General features: G+C 43.9%; 13 protein-coding genes. 12 read left to right on the top strand and 1 reads right to left on the bottom strand.

Translation table 11 applies throughout. From position 1 onward, the window contains the following. From B6258_RS00875 to B6258_RS00835, 9 genes are all read left to right on the top strand, one after another. The coding region (locus B6258_RS00875) for a phage major capsid protein (RefSeq protein ID WP_099073700.1) at nt 1-310 on the top strand (310 nt) is incomplete at its 5' end. A 45-nt stretch (nt 311-355) separates the two neighbouring features. Then, nucleotides 356-544, top strand: a complete 189-nt coding sequence (locus tag B6258_RS00870; RefSeq protein WP_099073699.1) for a DUF7210 family protein — start codon at nt 356-358, stop codon at nt 542-544. Beyond that, nucleotides 544-870, top strand: a complete 327-nt coding sequence (locus B6258_RS00865) for a head-tail connector protein (protein WP_058336093.1) — start codon at nt 544-546, stop codon at nt 868-870. Before B6258_RS00870 ends, B6258_RS00865 begins: the two co-directional genes overlap by 1 nt. Before the next feature lie 8 nt (nt 871-878). Then, on the top strand, nt 879-1,208 hold the full coding sequence (locus tag B6258_RS00860) for a phage head closure protein (RefSeq protein ID WP_099073698.1): 330 nt from the start codon (nt 879-881) through the stop codon (nt 1,206-1,208). Next, the gene (locus B6258_RS00855) at nt 1,198-1,671 is read left to right on the top strand and encodes an HK97-gp10 family putative phage morphogenesis protein (protein WP_087802806.1); all 474 of its coding nucleotides are present in this window, start codon (nt 1,198-1,200) and stop codon (nt 1,669-1,671) included. The genes B6258_RS00860 and B6258_RS00855 overlap by 11 nt, the downstream gene beginning before the upstream one ends. 5 nt (nt 1,672-1,676) lie before the next feature. Beyond that, on the top strand, nt 1,677-2,018 hold the full coding sequence (gene gp17, locus B6258_RS00850) for a tail completion protein gp17 (protein ID WP_087802809.1): 342 nt from the start codon (nt 1,677-1,679) through the stop codon (nt 2,016-2,018). 9 nt (nt 2,019-2,027) lie between these two features. Beyond that, on the top strand, nt 2,028-2,693 hold the full coding sequence (locus B6258_RS00845; RefSeq protein ID WP_017628356.1) for a hypothetical protein: 666 nt from the start codon (nt 2,028-2,030) through the stop codon (nt 2,691-2,693). A gap of 64 nt (nt 2,694-2,757) precedes the next feature. Then, nucleotides 2,758-3,174 (top strand): hypothetical protein, encoded by a 417-nt coding sequence (locus tag B6258_RS00840; protein ID WP_041701217.1) that lies wholly within the window; start codon nt 2,758-2,760, stop codon nt 3,172-3,174. 44 nt (nt 3,175-3,218) lie between these two features. After that, nucleotides 3,219-3,449: a phage tail assembly protein T gene (locus B6258_RS00835; protein ID WP_004251574.1), complete on the top strand. Its 231-nt coding sequence runs from the start codon at nt 3,219-3,221 to the stop codon at nt 3,447-3,449. Between the two features lie 24 nt (nt 3,450-3,473). On the opposite strand, the gene B6258_RS00830 is transcribed toward B6258_RS00835, so the two are convergent. Beyond that, nucleotides 3,474-3,665, bottom strand: coding sequence for a YqaE/Pmp3 family membrane protein (locus tag B6258_RS00830; RefSeq protein WP_004242485.1), 192 nt, complete (start codon nt 3,663-3,665; stop codon nt 3,474-3,476). A 125-nt stretch (nt 3,666-3,790) separates the two neighbouring features. Between B6258_RS00830 and B6258_RS00825 the strand changes: the two genes are divergently transcribed. From B6258_RS00825 to B6258_RS00815, 3 genes are read left to right on the top strand one after another with little or no spacing between them, the layout of a single operon-like run. Then, nucleotides 3,791-7,066 (top strand): phage tail tape measure protein, encoded by a 3,276-nt coding sequence (locus tag B6258_RS00825; protein ID WP_099073697.1) that lies wholly within the window; start codon nt 3,791-3,793, stop codon nt 7,064-7,066. Next, nucleotides 7,067-7,663: a hypothetical protein gene (locus tag B6258_RS00820; protein ID WP_099073696.1), complete on the top strand. Its 597-nt coding sequence runs from the start codon at nt 7,067-7,069 to the stop codon at nt 7,661-7,663. It abuts the gene before it with no gap. After that, entirely contained in the window at nt 7,663-8,244 is a 582-nt protein-coding gene (locus B6258_RS00815) for a hypothetical protein (RefSeq protein WP_099073695.1), read from the top strand. Before B6258_RS00820 ends, B6258_RS00815 begins: the two co-directional genes overlap by 1 nt. The last annotated feature ends 23 nt before the right edge of the window (nt 8,245-8,267 follow it).

Below are 8,267 nucleotides of genomic sequence, written 5' to 3'. Positions count from 1 at the left end.
AACCAAAGACTCTTTGGGGCGTTATATTTTGGCTAATCCTTCCGCATTAACAGGACCGACCTTATGGGGATTACCGGTTGTAGCAACAGAAACCCCCGCGTTTAAAGGGAAATTCTTAACAGGGGCATTTAATGCGGGTGCACAGCTCTTTGATCGCGAAGAAACGAATGTGGTGATTTCAACGGAAAACGCCGATGATTTTGAGAAAAACATGATCTCTATCCGTTGTGAAGAGCGTCTTGCTTTGGCGATCAAACGCCCAGAAGCCTTTGTTTACGGTGATTTTACGGTAGCAACGTCAAGTGATTAATGTAACTAAGGCGGTCTTTATGGCCGCTTTTTCTTTGGAGGTGATATGAAATTAGTCATCTTACGAGCCATTTATTTTGAGGGACGAGTGGTGCTTGAAGGTGAGCAGATTGATACCTTAGAGCAACATGGACGGGAGTTAATTCAAAAAGGCTATGCCAAAGAACAGGAAGAAGCACATCTTGTTATTGAACCTGAACCGAAAAGAAATATTAAGGCGAAAAAGGAGAAATAATGCTTTCTCTCGAATTGGTGAAGCAGCATTGCAATATCGATCCTGATTTTACGGATGACGATAATTTATTGACGCTGTATATCGGTTCCGCCGTGAAATATGTTGAAAATTACACGCGTCGAACATTACATAAAACTCAGGAGATGGATAAAGCACAAGAAGATCCTGAAGCCTTGTTCTTAACGGATGATGTGATTGCGGCAATGCTCTTATTAATTGCGCAATGGTATGAAAATCGTGAGGGGGTAATTTCGGGGCAAGCTTTTTCTACACAACCTTTTGCGGTCACCGCACTACTTCAACCTTACCGGATTTATGGGTTGTAGGAGGTTTTATGCGTGCAGGACGATTACGCCACACTATTCATATTCAAAAATCAGTATTAGCGCCCGATGCCATCAGTGGCAGTGATGTGATTTGGACGGATCATGCGACAAAAGTACGTGCAGCGATCATGCCTTATCAAGGGCGAGAATATTTTCAAGCTCAGCAAGTACAAAGTGAGGCCACAACGCGAATTCTTATTCGCTATATTGCTGATATTGATACCTCGATGCGTATTGTATGGGGTAAGCGACTATTTAATATTATTTCGATTATTGACCCTTATGAGCGTCATCGTGAGCTTCAATTAATGTGCAAAGAGGGCGTGAATGATGGGTGAGATTAAAATCAGTGGATTGTCTGAACTCGCTCAACGAATGCAAGATATCGCCCGTAAAACCAGAAATCAAAGCGCGCGTAAGGCGATGAATGTAGGGGCTTCGGCGTTAAAAGAAGAAATCAAACATCGAGTACCTATTCTTAAGGAAACGGTGCCTCATCGACGCAAAGGCACCATCAAGCGCAATATTCGTTCTAAAACGAAAGTGCAGCGCAATGGGCAAGTTAAAACGCGCATTTGGGTGAAATCATTATCGGGTAAAAAGGTGTCTGCCTTTAAACAGGCAACGGGAAAAAGTGCGGCATTGAACCCAAATGATCCGTTTTATTGGTGGTTTGTCGAGTTTGGCACCGCCAAGATGCCCGCACAACCGTTTATGCGGCCCAGTTTTGAAGCGAAAAAGGAAGCGACGGCTAAAGTGATTGTTCAAACACTCAAAGAGGACATTGAAAAAGTAAGGTAGAGATCATGATACAGCAATTAAAAGAGACCCTTTCACCGCTTGTCGATGGAAGGGTTTTTTTTCAGGTATTACCTGAAGGCAAAGGGCATTATCCCGCCATTGTGATCCAGTTTGCCAGCATCACGCCTAACAGTGCGCTGGAGGATACGGATTTAGACAACTATCGCGTGCAACTTGATGTGTATGCGCCACAACCACAACCTCTCATGGTCTTGCGTAAAAAAATCGAGGCTCAGATTATCGAGGCAATCCCATTTGCACAACGAATGAATGCGGTCTTTGGGTATGAAGCGGATGTCAAATTGCATCGGCTTGTTCTTGAATTAATGATTTCATCAGATAAATAAGGAATGGATATGGCAAAGTCAAAAAACCATAAAGCGACGCCTTTCCTCGGCACGAAGATCTTTGTGCAAACAGGCTTAGGGGAGGCGATGACAGTGACGGAAGCGACGTTATCACCCGCAACCATTACCATCGCCAATAATAAACTGAAAGCGGATGACATGATTATGTTATCGGGTTTAGGGGAGTTAGATGGGCGTTTTCCCATTGCACAGGTTGATGGCAATAAAGTGACCCTGTGCGACGAAGTGGATTGGAGTGATAAAACGCTACCTACGGATTTTTCAAACGCCAAAGCACAACGTATTCAATGGTCTAATAATTTCTGTGCGGTAAAAAGTTTCAGTAAAGACGGTTCGACAACCGAACAAATTGATGTCACCACCATTTGCAGTGATGGCAAGGAATATGAATCCGGTGATACGGAATACGGCTCAATTAAATTGACCTTCTTCTTACGTTATAGCTCCAGTGATGTGCAGCGACTCTTGCGTAAATATGAAAACAGCAAAGAAAAATTCGCAGTGAAAATGGTCTTAACGCGAGATGAAGGCTCCATGTTTTATTACGGCTCTGTCGAAACGGGCATGAACATTGATGGCAGTGTAGGGCAAATGATGGATTCGGGGATCTCGATTAAATTGTCTGGCCGTGATTATTTGAATGTGAAGAAATAACCCCTTAATTCATCCACCTCATTATTTCTCTTTTCCCTTCTCGATAAAAAACTTAGGAGTGATTATGTCTAACGCTTTATTGCGTGAATTAGTGTTAAACCAAGCACTGAAAGTGACGCCTTTTACCTATTTAGACAACACTTTTTATGTCAAAGAGCTGGATGTTGGCACCATGAATTACATTCAGCGCAAACTTCGCCAAATTAAAATCAAGCTCGCCGAAGCGCAGGATATTTACTTAGACGAAGACGATCCCGAACAATTTAATGAGGCGATAAATCGTGTTTACGATGAATATGATGTCGCCAGAATGTTGGCCTTTAAGTTGTGTGATGAAAAAGGAGAACTGCTTTTTGATGCTGAAAATGAAGCAGATTTAAAAGGTCTTAATCGTCTAGGGCAAGGGTTCTCTAATGCGGTGTTTACAGCCGAAGCGGGGAATAGCGAAAAAAACTCGGAGACCGACGACAATTCCAACTGATATTGTCGTTGGCATTGGGAAAAACGCTCACAGAAATCGAGCAAATGCCCGAAAGCCACTTGTGTGAATATGAAGCTTTTTATCGCAAACAACCCTTTGGTTTATGGCGAGAGGATTATCGGATGGCACAAGTGGCGCATCTTCTTGCGATGATAAATCGTGATCCGAAAACGTCTCCGCCTGAATTGATGGATTTTATGCCGATGTGGAAGAAGAAAATCACGGAAGAAGAGGTGTGGGATAACGTCACTGAGAGTGTATTAGCTAATCGATAGCCCCACATCAGTGGGGCTTAATCGTTAACCACCGCGAGACATTTTCTCAATTTTTTTATCCGTATTGTATTGAGAAAGGGCATAAACCGACCAGATAGCCGCAGGGATCCACCCAATTAAGGTGATTTGTAGGATAAGGCAGAAGATGCCAGCAAATGGGCGACCAATCGTGAAAAATTGTAACCAAGGTAGTAATAACGCCAGAATAAGTCTCATAAAACCCCTCTATTATTCGAAATTTCAGTTTATCAATAATTAAATCAATAGCAAATAACAAGGAATATTGCATTTATTCAGGGTGAAAGTTTGCTTTTGTAGTGTTCATACCAAGGATTGAATTTATGGCGGGAGCATTAGGTAGATTAAATATTGATTTGACACTGAATACGGCAAATTTCACAAATGCGATCAACCGTAGCCAGCGCCAAACAGAACAATTTGGGCAAAGTATTCGCGTCAGCCTTCAAGCTATCACCGTGCAACAAGAGCGAATGGTATTGCAAACCGCAAAATCCTCAGCGCTTTTTGCCCGTTTTGCGAGTGTCACCGCAAGTGCATTATCCATTCATCAAGTAATTAATTATGCCGATAGTTGGACGGAATTACAGAACCGCTTAAAACTGGTGACAGAAAGTTCTGTCGAGTTAAATAAAGCCACACAAGCGGTCTATGATATTGCCCAAAGAACCTATCAATCATTGGATGCGACGGCACAGATTTATCAGCGTTTTGCGGATAATGCCGATCGCCTAGGATTAAGTCAGCAAAAAGTCGCTGAACTCACGGAAACCGTCTCAAAAGCGGTAGCGATTTCAGGAGCGAGTGCAACCGCAGCCCAAGCGGCATTAACCCAATTTGGTCAAGCATTAGCCTCAGGTCAGTTACGTGGGGAAGAGCTGAATTCGGTGATGGAACAAACCCCTGCGTTAGCGAAAGCCATCGCTGATGGAATGGGTGTCAGTGTGGGCGAATTAAGGAAGAAAGCCCAAGACGGTGAAATGACGATTGAGAAAGTCATTCAAGCCTTAGAGCGTGCAGCCGACAGTGTGGATAAAAAATTTGCTACCAGTGTGACAACGGTTAGCCAAGGTTTCACTAATCTTCAATCGGCGATGACCAAATTTATTGGTGAAGCGAATCAAGGTACAGGTGCGACTCAGCTTTTTACCACAGGGATGACCACTCTTGCCAATAATCTATCGTTAGTCGCTAAAGTGGTTGAAGGAATTGCAGTTACGGCATTGGTAGCAAAGCTCTCTCAATGGACGAAAGCCACTTATCTGAAAAATCAGACAACGTTGAATGAAGCCAAAGCCACATTACGGAGTGCAGAGGCAAACAGTGTGGCAGCAACCAGTGCCGTGAGGAAGGCATGGGCGGATAAAGAAGCCGCCACATCGGCGCTCAATAGAGCCAAAATGGAATATCAAGTTACTAGAGGCACTAACGCGGAAAAAATAGCACTCGATAACCTTATCGCCACAAAGTCACTCGCAAGAACAGCCTCTCTAAATTATACACAGGCATTAACCGCCGAAAACGTTGCTCAACGTGCATTAACGACCGCTCGGCGTCAATCAACGGTGGCGGGGCGAGCACTTAACAGTGTTATGGGATTAGCGGGTGGCCCTATTGGATTAGTGGTGACGGGTGTTGCAGCATTGGGAATGGGATTGTATGAATACAGCGAAAATGTCAAACAAGCCAAACTCGAATCGATTGAATTTGCTAATTCCCTTGATACATCAACAGAAGCGTTAAACAAAATGAGCAATGCCACGCTAGTGGCGAATTTAAGCAAAGTTTCATCGGGCATTAACGCGCAATTGGAGAAAATCGAGGAACTTAAACAACAGGTTATTTCCTTACAAGGTCTATCAAAATACAGCGTTGAGAGTGAAAAGGCGTTTGCTGAACAAGGTGTGGGGGATTTATACCTTAAACGAGTAGCTGAAAAGCAAAAAGAGCTTGATGCTGCGATGGGAATGTATGCAGAGCAAGTTAATAACTTAGAGCGTCAGCGAGCCAATATGCAAAATATGTTGGCGACACTCAAAGAAAAAGTAGGTGATCAAGTCCCTGAATATAGACGTTATGCCACTGAGTTACAAAATGTTGATGTCGCTATTAATTCACTTAAGGCGAGTTTAAAGAGTTTAGGCATTGAATATGAATCACTCATTGATATCACGCTTCAGGCGACAAATAGCCAAGTGAATGCCGCCACGGCGATTGCTAAACAGATTGATGAATCGATTGAAAAATCGCAACGTTCAGTGGCAAAAGCGCAAGCCACAGGGAAGGCATTAGCGAAATTAAATGCAGAAGATGTATTGGCTTCACGCAAAATTACGCCAGATATGCAAGGCTACGATAAAGCCTTACAAGCGGAAATTGAGGCACAACTGGCATTGCAAGCCAAACGGACGTATAAGCCCAGCCACAAATCAACCATTGATTATGCCAAGCAATACACCAAAATCTTAACGGAATTAGAGGAAAAACAAGCCTCACTGATTGCAGATGGACAAAGTATTCAGCTGTATGGCACTACCTCTTCCTTTAATGAATACACATCCGTATTAGCCGATATCAAACAGAATAAAGACAAGTTTGATGCCATCTTAAAAATCGATCCCAAAGCCATTGAGACGATAAAAGAAAAAGCGAAAGCCATTGATGATCTAGCGCGTGCCAACTCGGTTGCGCAATTTGCTTATGATCGCAGTAAAGAAATTGAGCAGATGCAATTTGAAACCACTTTGATAGGAAAGTCACGCGCAGAGCAAGAAAAGCTCAATGCCCTTCGTCAGATTGATGTGCGGTATCAGCAAGCCAGTGTAGATTTAGGCGAAAAAGAGCTGGTGAACTTACAACGCAATGTTGAACTCACTAAACAGCAGATTGAGGAAGAGCTGAGGAAGCGAGAGGCCATGAAAGGCGATCCGATGGCGGGGTTAAAACAAGGCTTATCGGATTTCAGTGAGTCGGCCATGGATGTGATGGAAAACGTCAGAAATGTCACCACCAATGCGCTTAATAATATGTCTGATGCATTAGCCGATTTTGCTTTAACGGGCAAAGGAAGCTTTAAAGATTTTGCCAATGCGGTGATCTCCGATATCACTCGAATGGTGATGAAAATGTTGGTTTTCAAAGCCATTGAAGCAGGCGGGCAGGCAATGGGCTTTGATATGGGATGGATGAGCAAAGGGCATGCTTATGGTGGTTATACGGGGCATGGAGGCAAATTCGAACCTAAAGGGATTGTGCATGGTGATGAGTTTGTTTTTACCAAAGAAGCGACGGCTAAATTGGGTGTCGGCAATCTCTATCGCTTAATGCATGCGGCGCAAGGTTATGCTTCAGGGGGCTTTGTGGGGGCGGTCGCAGGACGAATACCCGTTACACCGCAACCGACGTTAGCCCGTGCAGGTGGTGTGCAAATGACGGTCGTTAATCATATTACAGTGACAGGAAATGGTGACGCTGTACTTGCGCAGGCAATGAAAGAAGCCGCACAACAAGGGACAGAAGCCGGCGCACAGAAAGCTCACGCGATGATGTTACAAGACTTTCAAAGTAATGGCGCAGCACGCAGAACATTAGGAGTCTAAATGTCTATTCTTGAATGGCCAAAAGAGGTGATCCCCACACAGGAAAACTGGCAATTATTGAGTAACAGCAAAACCTTTACCTCGCCGTTTAATGGAAGTAGCCAAACGGTACGCTTTCCGGGAAGCCGTTGGCGTTGTGAGCTGACATTCAATAATTTAAATGAAGAGAAATCGCGCCAGTTAGAAGCGCTGGTGGCTTCATTGGATGGCATGTCGGGGCGAGTCAAAATAGCCAGTTGGATAAGAAAAGGGCGTTATGGGTATGGTTCGCCTCGTATTGCAATACCGAACCAATTAGGTAATCGGCTAGAAACAAAGGACTGGAAGCGCAATATGCGCGTGTTACAGCAAGGGGATCGCTTAACTGTGGGTAATGAACTCAAAATGGTGGTGGCGGATGTGGTCAGTGATAATCAAGGCCGTGCGATTATTCTTATTTCGCCGATGTTAAGAACGTCACCTACTGTTAATGAAATGCTTGAGGTTGAGCGTCCTTTTGGGGTTTTTCGGCTTGTTGATAATGAACAGGGTAAATTTCAGCATCGTCGATTGGGGTATACCAATATCACGTTATCTTTTGAGGAGGTGTTGTACTAATGCAATATCATCCATTTTCTGACGGTATGGTAAAAGCAATTAATGAGGGGGCTTATATTGTTTTAGCCGCCAGACTCGATTTGAAATCAGGCGTCACTTGTGCGCATACCGGTGTTGGGCAACTGATTATTGCGGGTGAAACTTATTTGGGAGTGGGCAGTTTAGGCGAAATCAGTCAGCTAAAAGGAAATAAGACAACCAGTCCCCCACAATTACAGCTTAAATTAGCCGGTTTTGATAAATCGCTGGTGGGGATGGTGATGAATGAGCAAAGTCGAGGACGCGAAGTCCGGTTGATGATGGTTGCCATCGGCGAAGAGGGGAAACCGTTGCTTGCTGAAGTCTTATTTATCGGACAAATCACATCTATCAATGTGGTGTCTGGCGAAGAAAATGCCGTATGTGTTAATGTTTCTAATCGATTCGAACGATGGTCAATCGGGTTACCCGATAGATTCACCGATGAGTCGTGGTCATCTCGAAGACAAGGTGATCGTATCTTTCGTTATGTTGCTCAAATGGCTGAACGGGCGATTTATTGGGGCAGCAAGAAAGATGCACCTGCATTTATTTATAAATAATCTTATTGTCTTGTTAAACCCAC

Origin of the sequence: Proteus alimentorum (genome assembly GCF_002607735.1) — a bacterium.
GTDB classification, from domain to species: Bacteria; Pseudomonadota; Gammaproteobacteria; order Enterobacterales; family Enterobacteriaceae; genus Proteus; species Proteus alimentorum.
This window is presented reverse-complemented; position numbering and strand designations above follow the sequence as displayed.